The organism is Microbacterium keratanolyticum (assembly GCF_016907255.1).
In the GTDB taxonomy this organism is placed as follows: Bacteria; Actinomycetota; Actinomycetes; order Actinomycetales; family Microbacteriaceae; genus Microbacterium; species Microbacterium keratanolyticum.
Genome location: NZ_JAFBBQ010000001.1, coordinates 716345 through 738892, shown reverse-complemented (window position 1 = coordinate 738892; position 22548 = coordinate 716345). Strand labels below are relative to the sequence as shown.

At 67.8% G+C, this 22548-nt stretch carries 20 protein-coding genes; 14 read left to right on the top strand and 6 right to left on the bottom strand.

What is annotated here, in order from left to right; genetic code table 11:
- Window positions 1–66 precede the first annotated feature (66 nt).
- Window positions 67–975 carry a LysR family transcriptional regulator ArgP gene (locus JOD62_RS03565; RefSeq protein WP_204937944.1) on the top strand — a complete coding sequence of 303 codons (909 nt, stop codon included), beginning with the start codon at window positions 67–69 and terminating at the stop codon, window positions 973–975.
- Window positions 976–1015: 40 nt separating this feature from the next.
- Complete coding sequence (ligD, locus tag JOD62_RS03560) at window positions 1016–2077, top strand: non-homologous end-joining DNA ligase (RefSeq protein WP_204937943.1); 1062 nt, start codon at window positions 1016–1018, stop codon at window positions 2075–2077.
- On the opposite strand, the gene JOD62_RS03555 is transcribed toward ligD, so the two are convergent.
- Window positions 2074–3114, bottom strand: a complete 1041-nt coding sequence (locus JOD62_RS03555; RefSeq protein WP_204937942.1) for an ATP-dependent DNA ligase — start codon at window positions 3112–3114, stop codon at window positions 2074–2076. The genes ligD and JOD62_RS03555 overlap by 4 nt on opposite strands.
- A gap of 114 nt (window positions 3115–3228) precedes the next feature.
- The gene (locus JOD62_RS03550; RefSeq protein WP_204937941.1) at window positions 3229–4680 is read right to left on the bottom strand and encodes a phytoene desaturase family protein; all 1452 of its coding nucleotides are present in this window, start codon (window positions 4678–4680) and stop codon (window positions 3229–3231) included.
- A 61-nt stretch (window positions 4681–4741) separates the two neighbouring features.
- On the opposite strand from JOD62_RS03550, the gene JOD62_RS03545 reads away from it, so the two are divergent.
- The gene (locus JOD62_RS03545) at window positions 4742–5242 is read left to right on the top strand and encodes a hypothetical protein (RefSeq protein ID WP_204937940.1); all 501 of its coding nucleotides are present in this window, start codon (window positions 4742–4744) and stop codon (window positions 5240–5242) included.
- A gap of 26 nt (window positions 5243–5268) precedes the next feature.
- Here JOD62_RS03545 and JOD62_RS03540 read toward each other — a convergent pair whose 3' ends face one another.
- A complete protein-coding gene (locus JOD62_RS03540) occupies window positions 5269–5940 on the bottom strand; it encodes a TetR family transcriptional regulator (protein WP_204940045.1) in 672 nt (223 codons plus the stop codon).
- 214 nt (window positions 5941–6154) lie between these two features.
- Here JOD62_RS03540 and sucC point away from each other — a divergent pair, with 214 nt between their 5' ends.
- Together sucC and sucD are read left to right on the top strand one after the other, a co-directional pair.
- Window positions 6155–7321, top strand: coding sequence for an ADP-forming succinate--CoA ligase subunit beta (sucC, locus tag JOD62_RS03535; RefSeq protein WP_204937939.1), 1167 nt, complete (start codon window positions 6155–6157; stop codon window positions 7319–7321).
- Window positions 7322–7346: 25 nt separating this feature from the next.
- Window positions 7347–8249, top strand: a complete 903-nt coding sequence (sucD, locus tag JOD62_RS03530) for a succinate--CoA ligase subunit alpha (RefSeq protein ID WP_204937938.1) — start codon at window positions 7347–7349, stop codon at window positions 8247–8249.
- 100 nt (window positions 8250–8349) lie between these two features.
- Here the strand turns inward: sucD and JOD62_RS03525 are convergent, their stop codons facing one another.
- Complete coding sequence (locus JOD62_RS03525) at window positions 8350–8913, bottom strand: TetR/AcrR family transcriptional regulator (protein WP_204937937.1); 564 nt, start codon at window positions 8911–8913, stop codon at window positions 8350–8352.
- Between the two features lie 75 nt (window positions 8914–8988).
- Here JOD62_RS03525 and JOD62_RS03520 point away from each other — a divergent pair, with 75 nt between their 5' ends.
- Both JOD62_RS03520 and JOD62_RS03515 read left to right on the top strand, forming a co-directional pair.
- On the top strand, window positions 8989–9393 hold the full coding sequence (locus JOD62_RS03520; RefSeq protein ID WP_204937936.1) for a VOC family protein: 405 nt from the start codon (window positions 8989–8991) through the stop codon (window positions 9391–9393).
- Between the two features lie 161 nt (window positions 9394–9554).
- Window positions 9555–10301, top strand: coding sequence for an SDR family NAD(P)-dependent oxidoreductase (locus JOD62_RS03515; protein ID WP_204937935.1), 747 nt, complete (start codon window positions 9555–9557; stop codon window positions 10299–10301).
- A 65-nt stretch (window positions 10302–10366) separates the two neighbouring features.
- On the opposite strand, the gene JOD62_RS03510 is transcribed toward JOD62_RS03515, so the two are convergent.
- Entirely contained in the window at window positions 10367–11836 is a 1470-nt protein-coding gene (locus JOD62_RS03510) for an NCS2 family permease (protein ID WP_204937934.1), read from the bottom strand.
- Window positions 11837–11940: 104 nt separating this feature from the next.
- Here JOD62_RS03510 and JOD62_RS03505 point away from each other — a divergent pair, with 104 nt between their 5' ends.
- The 7 genes from JOD62_RS03505 (at window position 11941) to JOD62_RS03475 (ending at window position 21897) form a co-directional block, all read left to right on the top strand.
- Window positions 11941–13305: a cell division protein PerM gene (locus JOD62_RS03505; RefSeq protein ID WP_204937933.1), complete on the top strand. Its 1365-nt coding sequence runs from the start codon at window positions 11941–11943 to the stop codon at window positions 13303–13305.
- A 69-nt stretch (window positions 13306–13374) separates the two neighbouring features.
- Complete coding sequence (purN, locus tag JOD62_RS03500) at window positions 13375–13983, top strand: phosphoribosylglycinamide formyltransferase (RefSeq protein WP_204937932.1); 609 nt, start codon at window positions 13375–13377, stop codon at window positions 13981–13983.
- A 31-nt stretch (window positions 13984–14014) separates the two neighbouring features.
- Window positions 14015–15622, top strand: a complete 1608-nt coding sequence (gene purH / locus JOD62_RS03495) for a bifunctional phosphoribosylaminoimidazolecarboxamide formyltransferase/IMP cyclohydrolase (protein WP_204937931.1) — start codon at window positions 14015–14017, stop codon at window positions 15620–15622.
- A 147-nt stretch (window positions 15623–15769) separates the two neighbouring features.
- A complete protein-coding gene (locus tag JOD62_RS03490; protein ID WP_271171605.1) occupies window positions 15770–17260 on the top strand; it encodes a DNA-3-methyladenine glycosylase 2 family protein in 1491 nt (496 codons plus the stop codon).
- Entirely contained in the window at window positions 17257–17772 is a 516-nt protein-coding gene (locus JOD62_RS03485) for a methylated-DNA--[protein]-cysteine S-methyltransferase (protein ID WP_204937930.1), read from the top strand. The genes JOD62_RS03490 and JOD62_RS03485 overlap by 4 nt, the downstream gene beginning before the upstream one ends.
- 433 nt (window positions 17773–18205) lie before the next feature.
- On the top strand, window positions 18206–20089 hold the full coding sequence (locus JOD62_RS03480) for an ABC transporter ATP-binding protein (protein ID WP_204937929.1): 1884 nt from the start codon (window positions 18206–18208) through the stop codon (window positions 20087–20089).
- On the top strand, window positions 20086–21897 hold the full coding sequence (locus JOD62_RS03475) for an ABC transporter ATP-binding protein (RefSeq protein ID WP_204937928.1): 1812 nt from the start codon (window positions 20086–20088) through the stop codon (window positions 21895–21897). Before JOD62_RS03480 ends, JOD62_RS03475 begins: the two co-directional genes overlap by 4 nt.
- A gap of 158 nt (window positions 21898–22055) precedes the next feature.
- On the opposite strand, the gene JOD62_RS03470 is transcribed toward JOD62_RS03475, so the two are convergent.
- A complete protein-coding gene (locus tag JOD62_RS03470) occupies window positions 22056–22514 on the bottom strand; it encodes a GNAT family N-acetyltransferase (protein ID WP_204937927.1) in 459 nt (152 codons plus the stop codon).
- Window positions 22515–22548: the final 34 nt, after the last annotated feature.

Sequence of the window (22548 nt, the reverse complement as noted above, 5' to 3'; positions counted from 1 at the left end):
CATCGTCTTTAGCTCCAGCGAGGATTCCTTAAGGATATGTAGTTGTGCTTATGTAAGAATCTCCACATGAGGATCGATCCGGAGCTCGCCGGAACCATCGCCGCGGTCGTCGATGAGGGCACACTCGAGGCCGCCGCGCGCCGCCTGCAGATCACGCCCTCCGCGGTCAGCCAGCGCGTCAAGACACTCGAACAGCAGCTCGGCCGGGTGCTGCTTGTCCGTTCGAAGCCCGCGCGCCCGACCGAGGCGGGGGAGGCGGTTGTGCGCCTGGCCCGCCAGGTGGCGCTGCTGGAGCACGACACGATCAGCGCGTTCGGGCTGGATGCGAACGCCGAGGAGTCCGATGCGGATGCCTCGGCGGGGCGTATCCGCGTGCCGCTCGCGGTGAACGCGGATTCCATGGCGACCTGGTTCCTTGCGCCGCTCGCCCGGCTGGCCGCCGAGCACCGGATCGATGTCGACCTGCACCGCGATGATCAGAACTTCACTGCCGGGCTGCTTGCGTCGGGTGCCGTGATGGCCGCCGTGACGTCGCAGGCTGAGCCCGTCGGCGGATGCTCGGCGACACCGCTCGGCGTGCTCGAGTACGAGGCCGCGGCGACGCCGGAGTTCGTGGCGCGCTGGTTTCCCGACGGCGTCCATCCGGAAGCGCTGCGGCACGCGCCTTTCGTGAACTTCGATCGTCGTGACGAACTGCAGCATGACTGGCTGCGCGCACACGGGGTCGACCCCTGGGCGGTGCCCCGCCACTATGTCCCCGCCTCGCATGATTTCGCGCTGGCGGTGCGGATGGGGCTCGGGTGGGGGCTGCTGCCGACGATTCAGCAGACGGCGGGCGCCCAGGCGGTGTCGCTGGGCGGACCGCGTGTGCGCGTGCCGCTGTATTGGCAGCAGTGGAACCTGCGCTCGCCCCTACTGGACGCGATCGCCGCGGCCGTGCGCGAGGAGGCGCGGAAGATGCTGGCTCCGCTCTGAGGGCCTGGCGGATGTCGATGGCGCGCCGTAGTTTGGGCTCATGGCATCTGAGCGGACGACGCTGACCATTCCCGGGCCCGACGGCGACCGTCGCGTCGATCTGTCGAGTCCGAATCGGGCGGTGTGGCCGGATGCCGCGGGCGGGCCCATCACGAAGGCCGAACTGGCCGCATACGTGCAGACCGTGGCGACGCCGTTTCTCGCTGCGAACGGCGACCGTCCGGTCTCGCTGGAGCGCTTCCGCGACGGGATCGGCGGTGAGAGCTTCTTCTCGAAGAACCCACCCAAGGGCACGCCCGACTTCGTCGAGAGCGTGACGGTGACATACAACTCCGGCCGCAGGCATCCGCAGATCGTGCTCACCGAAGCCGCCGCGATCGTGTGGGCCGTGCAGATGAACACGGTGGTCTTCCACCCGTGGGCGTCGCTTTCAGGCGCCACCGATAACCCGGTCGAGCTGCGCATCGACCTCGACCCACAGTCCGGCACGGGGATCCCTGAGGCGATCGCCGCCGCTCATGAGCTGCGTGCGGTCCTGCGCGAGGCGGGGCTCGAGCCCTTCATCAAGACGAGCGGCAACCGGGGGCTGCACGTGTTCTGTCCGATCGTGCCCGAGTGGGAGTTTCTCGTCGTGCGGCATGCGGTGATCGCGGCCGGACGCGAGCTGGAGCGGCGGATGCCCACGCAGGTGACGACGAACTGGTGGAAGGAAGAGCGCGGCGAGCGGATCTTCGTCGACTTCAATCAGGCCAACCGTGACCGCACGATGGCGGGCGCCTACAGTCCGCGTGCGTTGCCGAGCGCCACGGTGTCCACGCCTGTGCACTGGGACGAGCTCGACGATCTCGACCCGCAGCGTTTCACGGTGCGGACGATCCCGGACAGGCTGGCAGACGTCGGCGATCCCTGGGCCGACTTCGCGCAGCATCCGGGACGCATCGACACTCTGCTGGAGTGGTGGGAGCGCGACGTGGCCGACGGTCTCGGGGAGCTGCCGTTCCCGCCCGAGTTTCCGAAGATGCCAGGGGAGCCGCCGCGCGTGCAGCCGAGCAAACGCGTCGCTGCGAACTGGGACGCGGAGGGCAACCGCATCGAGGATTAGTGCAGCACGCGGGCGAGATCGTATCCGTCGACGGTGTCGAGCTGGTCGTAGGTGCAGGAGCTCGCGTCACGGTCAGGGCGCCAGCGGGCGAACTGCACGGTGTGGCGGAAGCGCGAACCTTCGAGCTGGTCGTAGCGCACCTCGAGCACGCGCTCGGGGCGCAGTCGAACGAACGAGACGTCCTTGCTGCCCGTGAAGCGTGAGCGTTCGCCCTCGCCTGTGACGATGTCGCCATCGGCGTCGCGTTCGACGAGCGGCGCGAGGTCTTCGACCAGCTGCTGGCGCATCGCATCGCTCCAGGCGGCGACGCCGCCGACCTGACGGAGCACGCCGTCGTCATAGAGACCCACGAGGAGGGAGCCGACGCCGCTGCCTGATTTGTGGACGCGATAGCCGAGGGCGACCACATCGGCCGTGCGCGCGTGCTTGATCTTGATGAGGGTGCGTTTGCCGGGGGCGTAGGCGTCATCGAGCGGCTTCGCGACGACGCCGTCGAGGCCGGCGCCCTCGAACTCGTCGAGCCAGCGACGGGCAAGATCAGGGTCGTCGGTCGTGCGGGTGAGGTGAAGCGGATGCGGCGCGCCGGCCAGCAGCGCTTCGAGGCGTTCCCTGCGCTCTGCGAACGGCTTCTGCTGCAGATCCGCGTCACCTGCGGCGAGCAGGTCGAAGGCGATGAACATCGCGGGCGTCTCGACGGAGAGCTTCGCGACGCGGGAGGCCGCGGGGTGGATGCGCTGACTGAGCGCTTCCCAGTCCAGGCGCTGCGCACCGGGGGCACCGGTCGCGACGACGATCTCGCCATCGAGCAGACACGGGCCGGGGAGGGTCACCGAGAGTGCATCGACGAGTTCGGGGAAGTAGCGGGTGAGCGGCTTCGCACCGCGCGAACCGATCTCGAGAGTTTCGCCATCCCAGGCGATCAGCCCGCGGAAGCCGTCCCATTTCGGTTCGTACAGCAGCGGCCCGGTCTTCGCGGTGGCGGTGGGCACGGTCGCGGCGGCCTTCGCGAGCATCGGCGCGGGGATCTCGTAGCGCATACGCCCATCCTGCCCCTCGTTCGCCCGCGCCACATCCCCTTCGAGTGGTCAGTTTCGGCAACCTTTCGGCCCGAAAGTCGCCGAAACTGACCACTCGAATCTGAGGAAGAGGCGTCAGCCGAACAGGTCGGCGAGGTCGGACGGTCGGCCGGCGTCGGCGAGAGCCGTTCGGGCGGCGTGCCATCCGGGCATCCCGTTCACCGCGGGCCCGGGGGCGGTCGCGGCCGAGGCGAGATAGACGCCGTGCATCGGCGTGCGCCAGGGGGTCGGAGAGATCACGGGCCGACGTACCGCCTGCAGCAGCGTGAACGCCCCGCCCAGAACGTCGCCGCCGATCTCTGAGGCATTGATCGCTTCTCGTTCGCTCGCGCGCACCGAGTGCGTCGCGAGGATGCGGTCGCGGAAGCCGGGCGCGAAACGCTCGACCTGACGGATGATGAGCTCCGTGGCGTCCACGTCGGAGTGCGCGGGCACGTGGATGTAGGCCCACAGCACGGCTTTGCCGGCGGGCGCACGGGTATCGTCCAGCACGGATGGCTGCATCAGCAGCACGTAGGGTCTGTCGCTCACGCGGCCTGACGCGACGGCGTTCTCGCTCGCCCAGATCTCCTCTCGTGTGCCACCGAGATGCACTGTCGGCGCCAAGGCCAAATCGGGGTTCGTCCAGGGCACGGGGCCGTCGAGGGCGAAGTCGACCTTCGCCGCTGCGGGACCGTAACGGTACCGGGTGATCGCCCTCGCATAGCGCGAGGGGATGTCGGGATGCGTCAGCGCGAGCCGCGGGGAGGAGTTCAGGAGCAGCAGGTCACCGCGGGTGGGGTTGCCCCAGTCCACGCGGCGCAGGTCATCCACACGTGCGCCGGTCTCGACCACACCGCCGTGCGCGGTGAGGTCGTCGACGAGGGCGGTCGCGATGGTCTGGGCCCCGCCGCGGGGGAACACCCAGCCGCCCGCGTGCCCGTGGGCGACGAGCAGCAGCCCGGCCGCGGCCGCGCTGAGCGAGGGCAGCTGTGTGTTGGCATGGGCGAGAACGCCGGCCAGGAGAGCGGATGCCTCGGGCGTGTGCCATCCGCGTCGGGCGAGCGCGGTGCCCTGCTCCAGCATCCGCAGACCGAAACGCGCCGTCGTCACCGGATGCCGTGGCACGCGCAGCAGCGCGTCGCCGGTGAACTCCACGACGTTGTCGATCTGGCGACTCAGCGGACGTGCGAGTGCGCGCCAGGCGCGAGCATCCGCTCCGAGTCCCTCGGCCGTGCGCTCGACGTCGCGCCAGGCGAGCGCCGCGCGTCCGCCGTCGAGGGGGTGGGCGTATGAGACCTCGGGGGTGATCCAGTCGACCCGCTTCTGGATGCCGAAGGCGCGGAAGAACGGGGAGGCGACGGTTGCGGGATGCACCGCAGAGCAGACGTCGTGCCGGAATCCGGGAAGCGTGGATTCCTCGGTGCGGACTCCACCTCCGATGGTCTCCGCGGCTTCGAGCACACGAACCTCATAGCCGGCGCGGGCGAGGGAGACGGCGGCGGTGAGGCCATTCGGTCCACTGCCGATGATCGTCGCGCGCACCATGCCGACATTCTGGCACAGGGCGGTGCTCGCACCCGCTCCGCCCGTGCGATCCTGGTAGGTGATGAATGAACTACAGGGGCCCACCCCCGCTGGCACTTCCCGTCCGTATCGCAACCTCCCGGAGGCGCTGCGCGCGCACCGGATCGATCCCGTCAACCACGACTTCATCACCGCGATCGCGGACGCCGTGGGCATTTCGAGCTACATCGACCGCGGTCGCTACATCGAGGCGATCCGACGAGGGGAGGGCGCAGCCCTGCACATTGGCAAGACCTACACGAACGGCTTCGCCGAGAGTGACGTCATCGTCTACGGCGGCACGCGGCTGCCGATGCGACCCAGCGAAGGTCGCGCACCGTACTTCTATGTCGACCACCCGTCCACGTTCGCGCCCGTGGTGCCGCAGCGCGCACCGCGCAGTGCCGCATCCCGCACCTCCGCGGCGACGCCACGCGCCGCCGCGACCGAGCGCGTCACGGCGCCCAAGCCGATCGAGCGTGACTACGGAGTCTGCGACGTCTGCTTCATGACGAAGACACCCTCAGGAACCTGCGGCTGCTGAGAGGTCGCTGATCCGCGTGCGTGCGGTCAGATGCCTTCGGTGATCTGGGTCTGCACGCGGCGGGTCACTTCCGCGAGCGGCATCGAGCGCGGGAAGACCGCGACGACGACATCATCCGCACGCGGCTCCGGCGTCGCATCCGGATGCACGCCGAACCGTCGCATCGCGTCATCGAGTGCGCGGCGCAGCACCGTGGAAGGCGTGCGTGCGCCACGCAGCAGTCGCCGCAGCACGTGGTTGTGCGCGGCAGTCACGACGGCCGCGAAGCTCACGGCATCCAGCGGATCGAGTCCCGGCAGTGACCGTCGCAGGTACTCGTCGAAGAGGCGCTCGTAGCGGAACACGGTGACGATCTCGCGGTCACGCAGCGTCGGGACCTCGCGCACTACCTGGTAGCGGCGTCGGGAGAGCTCGGGATCCGCGGCGAAACGGCGGAAGACGAGGACGGATGCTTCGCACACCGCGGCCCAGGGGTTCTCATGCGTGCGATCGAGGTACTCGCGCAGCGACGCCAGCATGACCTCATGATCGGCGAAGACGACATCGTCCTTTCCGCCGAACTGCCGGAAGAAGGTCGAGCGGGAGATGCCGGCCGCCTGGGCGATCTGCTCGACGGATGTCGCATCGAACCCCCGCTCGGCAAACAGGTCGAGTGCCGCGGCGACGACTTTGGTGCGCGCGGCGGATGCTTCAGCCATCTCGCTCATGGGAGTTGAGCCTATTCCCCCTGGCGCTCGGGCGTGGCGTGTGTGACCCCGCGGGATGTGTACCTCTTGGTCACTGCGCGAAAGGCGGCTCCGGAAAGGGGTCTCCGTTTCCGGTAGTAAGCTGGTGGATCGGGTCGAATCTTATCGACAACCGACAGATTTTTTTGTCGCGTCCCACCCGCCGCAACCAGCGAAGGACTGCACTGTGGATCTCTACGAGTACCAGGCACGAGACCTTTTCGAATCGTACGGAGTGCCGGTCCTTGCCGGCATCGTCGCTGATACTCCGGAGGAGGTGAAGGCGGCCGCCGAGAAGATCGGCGGTGTGGTGGTCGTGAAGGCCCAGGTCAAGACCGGAGGCCGCGGCAAGGCCGGTGGTGTCAAGGTCGCGAAGACTCCTGAAGAGGCGTACGAGGCAGCGAAGGCGATCCTCGGACTCGACATCAAGGGCCACATCGTCAAGCGCGTCATGGTCGCACAGGGCGCAGCGATCGCTGAGGAGTTCTACTTCTCGGTGCTGCTCGACCGTGCCAACCGTTCCTACCTCTCGCTCTGCTCTGTCGAGGGCGGCATGGAGATCGAGCAGCTCGCTGTCGAGAAGCCCGAAGCTCTGGCCCGCATCGAGGTCAACCCTCTGACGGGTATCGACAAGGAGAAGGCCGTCGAGATCGCTCGCGCGGCGAACTTCCCGGAGGACCTCATCGAGAAGGTCTCCGATGTCTTCGTGAAGCTCTACGAGGTCTACAAGGGTGAGGACGCGACGCTCGTCGAGGTCAACCCGCTCGTCCGCACCGAAGACGGCTCCATCATCGCGCTCGACGGCAAGGTCACGCTCGATGAGAACGCCTCCGAGATCCGTCACCCCGAGCACGAGGCTCTGGAAGACAAGGAAGCCGCTGACCCGCTCGAGGCGAAGGCCAAGGCAAGCGGCCTGAACTACGTCAAGCTCGACGGCCAGGTCGGCATCATCGGCAACGGCGCAGGCCTCGTCATGTCGACTCTCGACGTCGTCGCCTACGCCGGTGAGAACCACGGTGGGGTCAAGCCCGCGAACTTCCTCGACATCGGCGGCGGCGCGAACGCGCAGATCATGGCCGCTGGTCTCGATGTCATCCTCGGCGACGAGCAGGTCAAGAGCGTCTTCGTCAACGTGTTCGGTGGCATCACCTCGTGCGTCGCCGTCGCCGACGGCATCGTGAAGGCGCTCGAGATCCTCGGCGACGCGGCCACCAAGCCGCTGGTCGTCCGCCTCGACGGCAACCAGGTCGAGGAGGGGCGCGCGATCCTCGCAGAGGCGAACCACCCCCTCGTCACCCTCGCCGCCACCATGGACGAGGGCGCCGACAAGGCCGCCGAGCTCGCGAACGCCTGATCGCCTGAGACAAGGAACCAGAGAAATGTCGATCTACCTCAACAAGGACTCCAAGGTCATCGTCCAGGGCATCACCGGCGGCGAGGGCACCAAGCACACCGCGCTCATGCTCAAGGCGGGCACGAACATCGTCGGTGGTGTCAACGCGCGCAAGGCCGGCACCACCGTCACCCACGAGAAGCCGCACGAGGGCGAGGTCGAGATCCCCGTCTTCGGCTCGGTCGCCGAGGCGATGAAGGAGACCGGCGCCGACGTGTCGATCGCCTTCGTTCCAGGTGCCTTCACGAAGGACGCCATGATCGAGGCCATCGACGCCGAGATCCCGCTCCTCGTCGTCATCACCGAGGGCGTCCCCGTCGGCGACTCGGCTGAGGCATGGGCGTACGCGAAGAGCAAGGGCAACAAGACCCGCATCATCGGCCCGAACTGCCCCGGCATCATCACGCCGGGTGAGGCACTCGTGGGCATCACGCCGGCGAACATCACGGGCAAGGGCCCGATCGGTCTCGTCTCGAAGTCGGGCACGCTGACCTACCAGATGATGTTCGAGCTGCGCGACCTGGGCTTCTCGACCGCCATCGGCATCGGCGGCGACCCGGTCATCGGCACGACGCACATCGACGCCCTCGCGGCGTTCGAGGCTGACCCCGAGACCAAGGCCATCGTCATGATCGGTGAGATCGGTGGCGACGCGGAAGAGCGCGCGGCCGACTACATCAAGGCGCACGTCACCAAGCCGGTCGTCGGCTACGTGGCCGGCTTCACGGCTCCCGAGGGCAAGACCATGGGCCACGCCGGCGCCATCGTCTCGGGCTCGGCAGGTACCGCGCAGGCCAAGAAGGAAGCCCTCGAGGCTGCCGGTGTCAAGGTCGGCAAGACCCCGAGCGAGACCGCTGCTCTCATGCGCGCGATCGTCGAGTCGCTCTGACCTGAGCTAAGCTGAACACGAAGACCCCGGGCTCCACCCCGGGGTCTTCGCTTTTGTCCGGGCGGATGCTTCGCTGCAGTGCGTCCGCGTGGATGCGGTGCTACAGCGCGTCCAGCAGCCGATCGAGTGCCGCATGCGCACGGCGGCCCGCCGTGGCGTCCGTGCTCTGAGCGAGCCACAGCGCGAGCTCGTTCATGGCGCCGGAGAGTGCCGTCGCCATCGGCTCGATGGCCTCGTCCGCGAGGCCGACGAGTCTGAGGCCATCGCGCAGCTGTGCGACAGGACCTTCTGCGTCGAGGCGGCGCCATTCCTCCCAGCTCAGGACCGCCGGCCCCTCGATGAGGAGGAGCCGAGCAGCGGCACCCTGGGTGATCGCGTCGAGATAGGCGTGGCTGCCGATGCGCAGTGCCGCGCTGTCGGCGGCACCGTCCGTGGCCGTCTCGATCGCTTCGGCCAGCGCCTGCTGCTGGGCGCGGGCGACGGCGGTGAAGAGTCCTGGCTTCGATGCGTAGTGGTGGTACACGGCTCCGCGGGTGATGCCGGCGGCGGTGGCGATCTCATCGACGGACGCGGCGGCGAAGCCGTGCTCGGCGAAGTGGGCGGTGGCGATGTCGAGAATGCGACGCGCGGTGGCGGCGGCGTCTGCGGCGCTGGCTCTGGGCATGCTCTTCCTTTACGTGCAATGTGTATGTATTCTAGCTTCTAAGATACAAACACGCTGTATGTAAGGAGTGGTGCAATGAAGATGACAGGGTTCTACCCGGTCGTGATGGTCGAGGACGTCTCGGTGGCCTCCGCGTTCTTCCGGGAGGTGCTGGGCTTCGAGTTCACGTTCGACTCCGACTGGTACGTGAGCCTGCGTGCGGACGGGGGAGAGCTCGCTTTCCTCGACCATACGCACCCGACGATCCCGGAAGGGTTCCGGGTGCCGGCCCAGGGCCTGCTGCTGAACGTGGAGGTTGACGACGCGACGGCAGAGTATGCGCGTCTTGTCACCGAACTCGGGCTCCCCGAGCGGCTGCCGCTGCGAGACGAGGACTTCGGACAGCGCCACTTCATCATCGAAGGTCCGGGTGGCGTCTTGATCGACGTCATCGAGGAGATCGATCCGACACCGGAGTTCGCCGAGGGCTATGCCGAGTAGGCCAAAAGCGAGAGGGGAGCGGATGCCGCGGCGGCGACGCCGCACCGGTGGTTCTGCACCCCAAGAGCACTCCTGAGGCGAATCGTCAACTCTGCAATCTGCGCAGAATCGGCGTAACGTCGGCCGCGACCGTCGACTCACACCGTTCAGAAAGCAGGACCATGAAGTTTGCCAATCGCGTTGCCCTGGTCACCGCCGCCGGCGCCGGAATCGGACGCGCCATCGCGTTGCGTCTCGCGGCCGAAGGTGCACAGGTCGTTGTCTCCGATGTCAACGACGACGCCGGGGCGGAGACCGTGTCCCTCATCGGCGCGTCGGGCGGCGCCGCTCACTATGTGCGAACGAACGTGGCCGACGACGCCGAGGTGCGTGCCCTCATCGAGGAGACCCTGCGCGTGTACGGACGGCTGGACTATGCCGTCAACAACGCCGGCATCGGGGCGCAGCCGAAGCCCTTGCAGCAGCTCAGCGACGCCGAATGGGCACGCACGATCGACGTGACTCTCACCGGTACCTTCCAGTGCCTGCGTGCCGAGCTCCTGCACATGAACAGCGTCGGGCAGGGAGCGATCGTCAACATCGCCTCGGTCGCGGGCATTCAGTCGACTCCGCATCTCACTCCCTACGGTGCAGCCAAGCACGGCGTCGTATCGCTCACGACCTCGGCAGCGGCGGAGAACGCCGCCTCCGGCATCCGCATCAACGCCGTCGCCCCCGGTCCGATCGAGACCGCCGCCCTCGCGTCGCTGCCCGAGGAAGCGCGCCAGGGGTACGCCAACGATGTGCCGATGAAGCGCCTCGGAAAGCCTGAGGAGATCGCGAACGCGGTGGCGTTCCTGCTGTCCGACGAAGCGGCGTTCATCACCGGCGTCACGCTCCCCGTCGACGGCGGCACGCTCGCCCGCTGAGGGTGAAAGCAAGGAGGGGGTGTGGATGCCGCAGCATCCACACCCCCTCCTTGCGACTGGTCTGATCAGGCGACGCCGAAGAGCGCCTCGATCGGACCGCGTGCGAAGAACAGCACGAAGCCGACGGCGACGGCCCACAGCAGCGGGCTGATCTTCTTGGCCTTGCCCGACAGTGACTGCACGAGCACCCAGCTGACGAAACCGGCGCCGATGCCGTTGGCGATCGAGTAGGTCAGCGGCATGACTGTGACGGTCAGGAACACCGGAACAAGAACCGCGAAGTCGGTCAGGTCGATGTACTTGATCTGGGCCATCATCATCGCGCCGACGATCACGAGCGCCGCCGCGGCAATCTCGGTCGGGACGATCGAGGTGAGCGGCGTCAGGAACATCGCGAGCAGGAACATGACACCCGTGACGACGTTGGCGAGGCCCGTGCGTGCGCCTTCGCCGATGCCTGCGCCGGACTCGATGAACACGGTGCTTGAGGACGACGACGTGCCACCACCGGCGATGGCGCCGATGCCCTCGACGACGAGCGCGGACTTGATGCGCGGGAAGTCACCCTTCTCGTCGGCGAGGCCCGCCTCCTTGGCGAGGCCGGTCATCGTGCCCATGGCGTCGAAGAAGTTCGAGAACACGAGCGTGAAGACGATCATCACCAGCGCGACGAGGCTGACCTTGCTGAGGTCGAAGGAGAAGTCGACCTGCCCGATGAGGCTGAGATCGGGAACGCTGATCGGCGAACCGGTGAGAGCGGGAACCGTGAGGCCCCAGCCGCCGGGGTTGAAGGCGCCGTCGTCGCCGAACTGCGGGCCGAGCTTGAGGATCGCCTCGAAGATCACGGCGAGCACGGTGCCGCTGACGAGACCGATGAGCAGGCCGCCCTTGACCTTGCGCGCCACCAGGACGCCCGTGAGGATCAGCGTCACGATGAACAGCAGCGTCGGGATGGTGGCGACCGAGCCGCCCACGCCGAGGCCGACGGGCGGCGAGTTCGCGCCGGTGGCGGTCACGAAGCCGGAGTTGACGAAGCCGATGAAGGCGATGAACAGACCGATACCGACGGTGATCGCGATCTTGAGCTCGAAGGGCACGGCGTCGAAGATCGCCTTGCGCAGGCCGGTCGCGGCGAGCAGCACGATGATGACACCGTTGATCATGACCAGGGCCATGGCTTCGGCCCAGGTGACCTGACCGACGACCGAGAACGCCACGAAGGCGTTGATGCCGAGGCCTGCGGCGAAGCCGAAGGGCAGGCGCGTCACGAGACCGAAGAGGATCGTCATGACACCGGCGGTGAGGGCGGTGGCGGCGCCGACGGCGCCGAAGTCCAGGGTGGTGCCGGCGACGTCAGCGGCGCCGGTGAGGATGATCGGGTTGAGGATGACGATGTAGGCCATCGTGACGAACGTCACGAGACCACCGCGGATCTCGGTGCCGATCGTGGAGCCGCGCTTGGTGATCTCGAAGAACTTGTCGAGCGCGCTCTGCGGTTCGGCAGATGTCTGGGTGTGGGCAGGGGCAGTTGGCATTCGGGAAACCTCCAGGGAAACGTTATCGTGTGTTGCCCGCGGGGCCGATTCTCGTGTGTGTTCGAGTGCCGGATGTCGGTGCGGCGACGTAGGCTCGATGAGATATGCAACGCCTTCTCGTCGTGCTCCTCGCCGCTCTCGATGCCGCCGTCACCGCTGCGATCGGTCTTGCCGCCGTTCTTGCGCCGCTGACGTTGCTGTGGACCCTCGCGTTCGGAATCGGCGCCGACTGGGGCGCGCTGTGGCCCGCCACGGCGACGGTATGGCAGGCAGGCCACGGCGCGGCAGTCAACGTCGCGCTCGACAGTGACATGGTGCGTGCGACGGGTATCGCGCCCGATGGGGCGGAATTCGTCGTCTCGCTGGCGCCGCTCAGCCTTCTCGTGATCACGCTCGTCTCGGCGGCGCGCTCGGGCAGGCGGGCCGCGCGGGCGGGATCCTGGCTCACCGGCGTCGTCGCCGGAACAGTCGCGTTCGCCGCCGTCAGCGCCCTCGTCGCGGCATCCGGTCATATTCCCGCAGCATCCACGTCGATGCTGACGGCTGTCGTCGCGCCTCCGCTCGTGTACCTCGTCGGTGCCGGCGCTGCCGCGATCACCTCTGCCTGGCAAGAGGGCGACGGTGGCCTCATCGACCGGCTGCACGATCGATGGGATGCGGCCGAGCCGTGGGGGCTCGTGATCGAGTACGTCGTGCGCGGTGTCGCGATCGTCTTCGTCGCGCTCATCGGCGCCGGAGGGCTGCTTCTGGCGCTGTCGACGCTGTTGCGTGGGGGAGAGGTCGTCGCCCTGTACGAGTCGCTGCGCGTCGACCCGCTGGGTGCGCTCATGGTGACGCTTCTGAACTTCGCGTTCCTGCCGACGATGATCGTGTGGGCGATCGCGTGGATGGCCGGTCCGGGCTTCGTCGTGGGCGTCGGCTCGACGGTGTCGCCGGTCGGTGCCAACGTCGGTGTGATCCCCGGACTTCCCGCATTCGGGCTGCTGCCCGAGAGCGGGTCCATCTGGATGCTGATCGTGGTGCTGATCCCCGTGGCTGCCGGCGCGTTCGCGGGGTGGATCGTCCGCTCCCGGCTCGTGTCGTCCATGGGTGACATCGCGCTCGCGCCGCGCTTCGTGATCGCCGTGGGAACGGCCATCGTGACCGGGGGTGTGGCAGCGCTGATGGCGGCTCTTGCATCGGGCTCGATCGGGCCCGGACGCCTTGCGCAGACGGGCCCTGATCCCTGGATGCTCGCGCTCGCCCTCGGGGCAGAGGTGTTCGTCGGCGCGGCGATTCTCCTCCTCGCCCCGCGACACCGGGATGAGCTCGCGGAAGCTCGCCGCACCTGGGCAGAGGACGAAGACCTGCGCCTGCAGAGCTACGCCGACCGGTACGTGCCGGAAGATGCCGAGACAGGACCGATCGACACCGTCTCCGACGACTCGCGAGGCGACGGAAGCGGAGCATCCGAGCCGCGCTTCTTCTGACGTCCATGCGGCGCAAGGAGTGCTGTCATGCGGATCAGGGCGGGTGTGCCGCGCCGGTAGACTGATCCCGTGCTCACGGTCGCCGTTCTCATCTCGGGCACTGGCTCGAACCTTCGTGCCCTGCTCGAGGCCGCCAGCGACCCCGGGTTCCCCGCTCGCATCGTCGTCGTCGGAGCGGATCGTGAAGCCGAAGGCCTCGCGCATGCGGAGGACTTCGGGATCCCCTCTTTCACCGTCCCATGGTCTGCTCACGAGAGTCGTGAGGCATGGGGTGCGGAACTCGATGCGCAGCTTCGTGTCTGGCGGCCCGATCTCATTGTGCTGAGTGGACTCATGCGTCTGCTTCCGGCCGCGGTCGTCGCCGCCTGGGCGCCGCGCATCATCAACACTCACCCGGCGTATCTTCCCGAGTTCCCCGGTGCGCATGGCGTGCGCGACGCGCTGGCCGCGGGGGCTGCGCAGACGGGCGCCAGCGTCATCGTGGTGGACGATGGGGTCGACACCGGCCCGATCCTCGCGCAGGAGCGTGTGGACGTTCTCGCGGATGACACCGAGCACACCCTGCACGAGCGCATCAAGCCGGTCGAGCGCCGGCTGCTGATCGACGTCGTGCGTGCGATCGCCACGGGCGAGCTCGTGCTCGGCTCTGGCGCACGCCCCTCTGAACCCTCTGCTTGACCTCTGTCTCACCCGTGAAAAGGAGCCCATGATGGCTGGCCCTCGCCTCGACCCCTCGCTCTACCGTGACCGTGACGTCGTCCCGATCCGCCGCGCGCTCATCTCCGTGAGCGACAAGAGCGGGCTGCTGGAGCTCGCCGCGGCGCTTTCTGCTGCCGGCGTCGAGATCGTCTCGACCGGCTCGACCGCGCAGACCGTGCGCGACGCCGGCTACGAGGTCACCGATGTCGCCGCCGTGACCGGTGTCGCCGAGATGCTCGACGGCCGCGTCAAGACGCTGCACCCGGGCGTGCACGCAGGCCTGCTCGCTGACCTCCGTCTGGAGAGCCACGAGCAGCAGCTCGCCGATCTCGGCATCGCGCCGTTCGAGCTCGTCGTCGTCAACCTCTACCCGTTCGTCGAGACCGTGGCATCCGGTGCCGCAGCGGGTGACATCGTCGAGCAGATCGACATCGGCGGTCCGGCGATGGTGCGCGCCTCGGCGAAGAACCACGCGAACGTCGCGATCGTCGTCTCTCCCGAGTCATACTCGTCGATCATCGAGGCCGTCGCCGCGGGCGGCACGAACCTCGTGCAGCGCCGTGAGCTCGCCGCTCGCGCCTTCGCACACACGGCCGCGTACGACACGGCGGTCGCGACCTGGTTCTCGGAGGGCACCCTCGCCGAGACCGGCGACCTGCCCGAGCACCTGACGATCAAGGCCGAGCGCCTCGCGACCCTGCGCTACGGCGAGAACTCGCACCAGCGCGGGGCGATCTACACGCACGTCGGCGGTCACGGCATCGCCCAGGCGACGCAGCTGCAGGGCAAGGAGATGTCGTACAACAACTACGTCGATGCGGATGCTGCGCTGCGCGCCGCCTACGACATGGTGCTGCCGGCCGTCGCCATCGTGAAGCACGCGAACCCGTGCGGCATCGCGACGACCGCGCCCAACGCCCTCGACCCGATCGCGAGCGCGCACCTGCGCGCGCACGAGTGCGACCCGGTCTCGGCGTACGGCGGAGTCATCGCCGCGAACGGCACCGTCACGCTCAAGATGGCAGAGAACCTGAAGGACATCTTCACCGAGGTCATCGTCGCCCCCGACTTCGAGCCCGCCGCTCTCGAGGTCTTCAAGGCGAAGAAGAACCTGCGTCTGCTGCAGCTGCCGAAGGACTGGCAGCAGGAGCGCATGGACATCCGCCTGGTCTCCGGTGGTCTGCTGCTGCAGGATGCCGATCGCTTCCCCGATGACATCGTCTCGGTCGCGAAGAACTGGGAGCTCGTCTCGGGCGAGCGTCCGAACGACGAAGAGATGGAGAACCTGATCTTCGCGTGGAAGGCGTGCCGCGCGGTCAAGTCGAACGCGATCGTTCTCGCCAAGGGCAACGCCACGGTCGGTGTCGGTATGGGTCAGGTGAACCGCGTCGACTCGTGCAAGCTCGCCGTCGAGCGCGCCGGAGCCCGTGCGGCAGGCTCCGTGGCCGCATCCGACGCTTTCTTCCCCTTCGCTGACGGCCCCCAGGTGCTGCTCGACGCCGGTGTCTCGGCGATCGTGCAGCCCGGCGGATCCGTCCGCGACGACGAGGTCATCGAGGCCGCCCGCAAGGCCGGCGTCACGATGTTCTTCACGGGAGAGCGCCACTTCTTCCACTGAGACGTGGACCACGAAGGGCCGGGCATGCGTAAGCGTGTCCGGCCCTTCGGCGTCTGGCGTGGCTGATGCCTGGTCGGTCCTTGGGTGTCTCACCGTCATGTCCGTTTTCCGCTAGCGAGTGTCGGTGGCCCGTGTCAGGCTAGACGCATGGCACTTCTGGCAATGACCTTCGATGAGCGGTATCGCGCGATCTCCGCGCGCGATACCCGCTTCGACGGGCAGTTCGTCACGGCCGTCAGCTCGACGGGCATCTACTGTCGTCCGAGTTGCCCGGCCCGCACACCGAAGCCGTCGAACGTGTCGTTCTACCCGACGAGCGCGGCGGCGCATGAGGCGGGCTATCGTGCCTGCAAGCGCTGCCTGCCTGAAGCGGCTCCCGGTTCGCCGGACTGGAACCTGCGCGGTGATGTCGCAGGTCGCGCCATGCGCCTCATCGCCGATGGCGTGGTCGAACGCGAGGGCGTTCCCGCTCTGGCCGCGCGGCTTGGCTACTCACCCCGCCATCTCACGCGTCTGCTCACGGCAGAACTCGGTGCGGGCCCGCTCGCACTGTCGCGGGCACAGCGGGCGCATACGGCACGCATGCTGCTCGTCGGCACCGATCTTCCGATCGCCGACGTCGCCTTCTCCGCAGGGTTCGCGAGCGTGCGTCAGTTCAACGACACGGTCCGCGAGGTCTTCGACCTGACCCCCGGGGCGCTGCGCGCGAAGCGGCGCATGGCAGCATCCGGTTCGGCCCCGGGCGGCATCGACCTGCTGCTGCCATACCGTCCGCCACTTGACGCTGCCGGCATCTTCGCCTGGATGCAGGCTCGTGCGCTGCCCGGTGTCGAGGAGGCGACCGCGAGCTCGTTCAGCCGCCATCTTCGTCTCGCCGGCGGTCCCGCCTGGTTCGAGGTGACGCAGGACGCGTCCCAGCAACTGCGCCTGCGCGTCACGCTCACCGACCTCGGCGATCTGGCGAGCGTCGTCGCCCGTGCGCGCCGTCTGTTCGACCTCGACGCCGATCCGACCGCCATCGATGCGGCTCTCTCGGTGCACCCCGAGCTGGTTCCCGCGGTGGTGCGCACTCCGGGCATCCGCGTACCCGGCTCCGCCGATCCACACGAGATGCTGATCAGAGCGATGGTCGGTCAGCAGATCACCGTGATCGCAGCCCGTACCGCGCTCACCCGGCTCGCGGAAGAACTGGGGGAGCGCACGGAGCACGGACTGCTGTTCCCGACGATGGCGGCGATCGCCGAACGTGGCCACGAGGTGCTGCGCGGACCCGCCGCCCGCATCCGCGCGATCACGGGTGCCGCCGCAGCCCTCGCTGACGGCTCACTCACCCTCACCACGGGCGACGACGGCGCGCAGCAGCGCGAAGCGCTTCTTGCCATGCCGGGCATCGGACCCTGGACCGCCGATTACGTGCGCATGCGCGTGATCGGCGACCCCGACGTCTTTCTGCCCGGAGACGTCGCGGTGCGATCCGGCGCGGCTGCCCTCGGCCTGCCCGGCGATCCTCGTGGACTCACCGCATGGAGCACCCGTGCCGCGCCATGGCGCAGCTATCTCACCGCCCACTTCTGGAACTCCGTGCCACCGCGCGCGCCGCGCGCCGCATCCGCCCGTCTCTCAAAGGAGCAGTCATGACCGCGCTCATCCAGACCATCCCCACCGCCGACGGCCTCTTCACGCTGCTCGTCGACGACCGCCAGCGTGTGCTCGCCTCGGGCTGGACCTCCGACCACGCCGCGATCATCGGACGCCTGTCCGCCGCAAATCGTCCCGCTGAGGTTCGCGAGGGGGAAGCGGAGGCTGCCGCTGCCGTGACCGCGTACTACGACGGTGACCTCGCTGCGATCGACTCCGTCGCGGTGCACCAGTTCGGCACGACGCTGCAGCAGGCGGGGTGGGACGCGCTGCGTCGCATCGACCCGGGGCGCCCGCTCACCTACTCCGAGTTCGCCGTCGAACTCGGCAGCCCGAGCGCCGTGCGCGCCGCCGCATCCATCTGCGCGCGCAACGCACCCGCCCTGTTCGTGCCGTGCCACCGCGTGCTCCGCGCCGACGGCACGCTCGGCGGGTTCGCCTGGGGAGTGGACGTGAAGCAGCGACTCCTTGATCGGGAAGCCGTCGACGCGGGAGTCCTTCTCACGCTCTGAGAAGGGAGCGGATGAACGGAGCCGCGGCATCCGCCTCATACCGGGACGAATGGCGGGCGGATGCTTCGGATTCCCGCCGTTCCGGGCGTATCCGCCCGCCATCCGGCGGATCTCCCGCCATCTGTCCCTCGCGAGCGGATGGCGAGCCCTAGAAACTCGGGCTTGCGCCCGCGGTCGCAGCCGCAATATGCTGGTGAGCTGTCGCGCCATCTGGCCGATCTCGCCGAGTCATAGGAGGACACCATGCCCACGATCACCATCGCGTCGATCACCCGTGCTGTCCCCGCCTCGGCTTCTGCGCTTCCGCGCCACTAGCAGCAGGTCGCTCCGACCTCGACGCCCCGGCCCGCCTCTGTGGCCGTGAGCAGGTGTATCTTTTCCCTGCCGCTCTCTTCCGCATGATTCCATGCACCGCTTTCGCATCTGAAATCTCATGAATTCTCCTTCTCAGAACTCTGCTCCTTCGCTGTCCACTTTCGCTGCCCTCTCTCGGCTGGGGCCTTTCGTCAGGCCCGCGGCCTGGCGCCTCGTCGGCGGTGGTCTCAGCGCTCTCGCCGCTGCGGTGATCGCCCTGTGCATCCCGCTCGTGCTCCAGGAGGTGCTGGAGGGACCCATCGCCACCGGCGAGGTCACGGCCATCGTCTGGGGAGCCGTCGCTGTGCTCGGCCTCGGCCTCGGCGAAGCCCTCATGGTGTACCTCCGCCGCCAGTTCGTGCTCAAGCCGGCGACACAGGTCGAGTACACGATGCGGACGCACCTCTACTCGCAGCTGCAGAACCTGCCGGTCGCGTTCCATGACCGCTGGCAGTCCGGACAGCTGCTCAGCCGCATGATGCAGGACATCGGTCTCATCCGCCGCTGGCTGGCCTTTGGTCTCGTCCTGCTCGTCGTCAACGTCTTGACGATCATCATCGGCGCCGTGCTGCTGTTCCGCTGGCACTGGCTGCTCGGTGCGGTCTTCCTGGTGGCGGCCGTGCCGCTGTGGATCTCCGGATACCTCTTCGAGAAGCGCTACGGCGCGCTCACGCGGCAGAGCCAGGATCAGGCGGGCGACCTTGCCACCAGCGTCGAGGAGAGCGTGCACGGCATTCGTGTGCTGAAGGCATTCGGTCGCGGCAAGCACGCGCTCAGTCGTTTCAGCCGCCAGGCCGAGACGCTGCGGGAGACCGAGATGCACAAGGCGCGGTCGGTCGGCTGGATCTGGTTCTGGCTTGTCCTGATGCCTGACATCGCCTTTGCGGTCAACCTGGTCGCGGGCATCTGGCTGATCTCCCAGGGGGCCATCAACGCGGCCGAGCTGTTCGCGTTCTTCGCGATGGCGATGGTCCTGCGATGGCCGATCGAGTCGATCGGCTTCCTGTTCTCCTTCATGCTCGACGCGCGCACGGCGACCGATCGCGTCTTCGAGATCTACGATTCGATCAACACGATCACCGACCCCCAGAATCCCACGCACATCGTGGCGCCGCGGGGCGAGCTCGCCTTCGAGGGCGCCCACTTCCGCTATCAGGATGCGGGCTCCGCCGAGCGCGATCTGCTCGACGGCATCGACCTCGTCCTGCGTCCGGGAGAGACCATGGCGCTGGTCGGTCTCACCGGATCCGGCAAGACGACGCTCACCACGCTGCCCACGCGTCTGTACGACGTCACCGGCGGTCGCGTGACGCTCGACGGCATCGACGTGCGTGATCTGCCGCTCGCCGAGCTGCGACGGCACATTGCGATGGCCTTCGAGGATGCCACACTGTTCTCTGCCACCGTGCGAGAGAACGTGCTCCTCGGCCGTGCTGACCTCGACATCCACAGCGCTGAAGGCGAGGCCGTGCTGCGCGAAGCGCTCGACGTCGCGCAGGCGAGCTTCGTCGACACGCTGCCCGACGGCGTCGAGACGATGATCGGCGAAGAAGGCCTCAGCCTCTCGGGCGGTCAGCGTCAGCGCCTCGCGCTCGCGCGCGCTGTCGCGGCGAAGCCCAAGGTCCTCGTGCTCGATGACCCGCTCTCGGCCCTCGATGTCGACACCGAGGCACTCGTCGAAGAGGCGCTGCGTCACGTGCTCGCCGAGACCACGGCGCTGATCGTCGCGCACCGCCCCTCGACGGTGGCGCTCGCTGACCGCGTCGCGCTGCTGGAACGCGGACGCATCACCGCCGTGGGCACGCACTCCGAGCTGCTGCGCACGAGCGCGCACTACCGGCACGTGATCTCGAGTCTGGAAGCAGAAGAGGCCACGCGCACCGGCAGCATCCCGATCGTCACGATCATGGATGGGGATACGACCGACAGAGCAGATGTCATCGACGAGGAGGTGCAGGCATGACCGCGACAGTGACGGGAACTCAGGGTGAGGACCGCTCCAACTACACCAAGGAGGAGAGTCGCTCGATCCGCCAGCGCTCCCTGCGACTGCTGGGATCGCTCATCACGCCGTTGCGCGCCGAGATCGTGCTCACCGCACTCGTGCTCGTCATCGCGACGGCCATGCAGGTCGCAGGCCCCGCCCTCATCGCCTACGGGTTGAACAAGGCGTTGCCTGCGGTGCTCGACGAGGGTGACTGGACGCAGACGATCGGCGTCGGCGTCGTCTTCCTGATCGCGGCGTTCCTCGGCTCTGCTCTGATCGGCTGGTACGCCGTGCTCACGGCGCGCATCACGCAGGCCGTGCTGATCGACCTGCGCAAGCGCGTCTTCCTGCACACGCAGCGCCTCAGCCTCGAGTTCCACGAGAGCTACACCTCTGGCCGCATCATCTCTCGTCAGACGAGCGACCTGGACTCGATCCGGGAGCTCTTGGACGGGGGTCTCAACCAGCTCGTCTCCGGAGTGCTCTTCGGCATCTTCACGCTGGGCGCGCTGCTCCTCGTGGACTGGCAGTCGGGCGTGATCCTGCTGCTGGCGGGCATCCCGCTCGTGTACCTCATGCGCTGGTTCTACCAGCGGTCGCAGCGGGTGTTCCGCGAGTCCCGCGTCATCAGCGCGAAGGTGATCGTGCAGTTCGTGGAGACGATGACGGGCATCCGCGCGGTCAAGGCGTTCCGCAAGGAGCCGCGCAACGACGAGGCCTTCCAGAAGGTCGCCGGCGACTACCGTGATGTGAACCGACGCTCGATGCTGCTCTTCGGAACCTTCGAGCCGGGTCTCATGGCGGTGGCCGCGCTGACCCTCGCGATCGTCGTCCTCTGGGGTGGCATCCGCATGACGAACGGGCTGGAGGTCGGCATCCTGCTTGCGGCTGTCCTGTACGTACGCAACTTCTTCGCTCCCATGCAGGAGATCGCGATGTTCCTGAACTCCTACCAGTCGGCAACCGCCGCGCTGGAGAAGGTGTCGGGTGTGCTCGAAGAGGTTCCGACCGTTCCGGACCCGGAGAAGCCCGTCGACCTCTGGGAATCCCGCGGGCACGTGCGTTTCGACGAGGTGACCTTCGGCTACTCCGATGAGCGCACGATCCTGCCGAGCTTCTCGCTCGACATCCCTGCGGGGCAGACGATCGCGCTCGTCGGAACCACGGGCGCAGGAAAGTCGACGCTCGCGAAGCTCATCTCGCGCTTCTATGACCCCTCCAAGGGCAAGGTCACGCTGGACGGCGTCGACCTGCGTGATCTGCACCCGAAGGATCTGCGTCGCGCGATCGTCATGGTCACGCAGGAGGCGTACCTCTTCAGCGGCACGGTGGCCGACAACATCGCGCTCGGCAAGCCCGACGCGACGTTGGAGGAGATCCGCGCTGCGGCGCGCGCGGTCGGGGCGGATGCTTTCATCGAGGCGCTTCCGGACGGCTACAACAGCGACGTCAACAAGCGCGGTGGCCGGGTGTCGGCGGGGCAGCGTCAGCTGATCTCGTTCGCCCGCGCCTTCCTCGCCGACCCCGCGGTGCTGATCCTCGACGAGGCCACAGCCTCGCTGGACATCCCGTCGGAGCGGTTGATCCAGGATGCGCTGCAGACGCTGCTCGCCGACAGGACCGCGATCATCATCGCGCACCGCCTGTCGACCGTCGCCATCGCCGATCGCGTGCTCGTGATGGAGCACGGTCGGGTCATCGAAGACGACGCCCCTGATGTGCTGATCAACGGCACTGGCAAGTTCGCCCAGCTGCACGCCGCCTGGCGCGAGACGCTCGCGTAGTCGGCGACGAGACAAGAACAACGGCACTTCCGCGGGATGCGAGTCTGCATCCGATGGAAGTGCCGTTGTTGTGCCCCCTCACGCGGCGCGAGGCGCTGCTGTGAGAAGGCGACGAGGCTTCGGTGGGGGAGGGGGGATCCGAAGCCCCGCCGCCGGCCTTAGTCGGTCACGCGAATCTCAGCGATGACCTCTGCGTATGCCGTCTCACCGATCGGCGTGAAGCCGACCCGATGGAAGAAGATCTCGGGGCCGTCTTCGCCGGCCTCGTACATGACGTTGACGTGGTGGAAGCCGCGTGCGCGGGCTTCCTCGACGAGGCTCTCGACCGCGAACCGGCCGACACCGCGTCCTTGGTCATCGGCGTCGACGTTGATCCGCCACAGGATCGAACGGAAGTGCTCTTCCGGAGCATCCGGATCGAAGTTGGCGCTGACGAAGCCGACGACCTCGTCGCCGTCGAGCACAACGCGCTGCCACACGGTGAGCGGATTGGCCACGGTCGCGGCGATGCCGTACGACACGGGCGCGAGGAACTGCTCCTGCCCTGGCTTCAGGGACAGGTTGTTGACCGCAACGATGGTCTTCGCGGACAGTTCGACGAGGCGCAGTTCTGTCATGTCCCCAGGCTAACCCCATCCGGGCACCCGAACC

Coding starts and splice junctions, on each gene's coding strand:
- JOD62_RS03565 (WP_204937944.1), top strand. CDS start 67: ATGAGGATCGATCCGGAGCTCGCCGGAACCATCGCCGCGGTCGTCGAT.
- ligD (WP_204937943.1), top strand. CDS start 1,016: ATGGCATCTGAGCGGACGACGCTGACCATTCCCGGGCCCGACGGCGAC.
- JOD62_RS03555 (WP_204937942.1), bottom strand. CDS start 3,114: ATGCGCTACGAGATCCCCGCGCCGATGCTCGCGAAGGCCGCCGCGACC.
- JOD62_RS03550 (WP_204937941.1), bottom strand. CDS start 4,680: ATGGTGCGCGCGACGATCATCGGCAGTGGACCGAATGGCCTCACCGCC.
- JOD62_RS03545 (WP_204937940.1), top strand. CDS start 4,742: ATGAATGAACTACAGGGGCCCACCCCCGCTGGCACTTCCCGTCCGTAT.
- JOD62_RS03540 (WP_204940045.1), bottom strand. CDS start 5,940: ATGGCTGAAGCATCCGCCGCGCGCACCAAAGTCGTCGCCGCGGCACTC.
- sucD (WP_204937938.1), top strand. CDS start 7,347: ATGTCGATCTACCTCAACAAGGACTCCAAGGTCATCGTCCAGGGCATC.
- JOD62_RS03525 (WP_204937937.1), bottom strand. CDS start 8,913: ATGCCCAGAGCCAGCGCCGCAGACGCCGCCGCCACCGCGCGTCGCATT.
- JOD62_RS03520 (WP_204937936.1), top strand. CDS start 8,989: ATGAAGATGACAGGGTTCTACCCGGTCGTGATGGTCGAGGACGTCTCG.
- JOD62_RS03515 (WP_204937935.1), top strand. CDS start 9,555: ATGAAGTTTGCCAATCGCGTTGCCCTGGTCACCGCCGCCGGCGCCGGA.
- JOD62_RS03510 (WP_204937934.1), bottom strand. CDS start 11,836: ATGCCAACTGCCCCTGCCCACACCCAGACATCTGCCGAACCGCAGAGC.
- JOD62_RS03505 (WP_204937933.1), top strand. CDS start 11,941: ATGCAACGCCTTCTCGTCGTGCTCCTCGCCGCTCTCGATGCCGCCGTC.
- purH (WP_204937931.1), top strand. CDS start 14,015: ATGGCTGGCCCTCGCCTCGACCCCTCGCTCTACCGTGACCGTGACGTC.
- JOD62_RS03490 (WP_271171605.1), top strand. CDS start 15,770: ATGGCACTTCTGGCAATGACCTTCGATGAGCGGTATCGCGCGATCTCC.
- JOD62_RS03485 (WP_204937930.1), top strand. CDS start 17,257: ATGACCGCGCTCATCCAGACCATCCCCACCGCCGACGGCCTCTTCACG.
- JOD62_RS03480 (WP_204937929.1), top strand. CDS start 18,206: ATGAATTCTCCTTCTCAGAACTCTGCTCCTTCGCTGTCCACTTTCGCT.
- JOD62_RS03475 (WP_204937928.1), top strand. CDS start 20,086: ATGACCGCGACAGTGACGGGAACTCAGGGTGAGGACCGCTCCAACTAC.
- JOD62_RS03470 (WP_204937927.1), bottom strand. CDS start 22,514: ATGACAGAACTGCGCCTCGTCGAACTGTCCGCGAAGACCATCGTTGCG.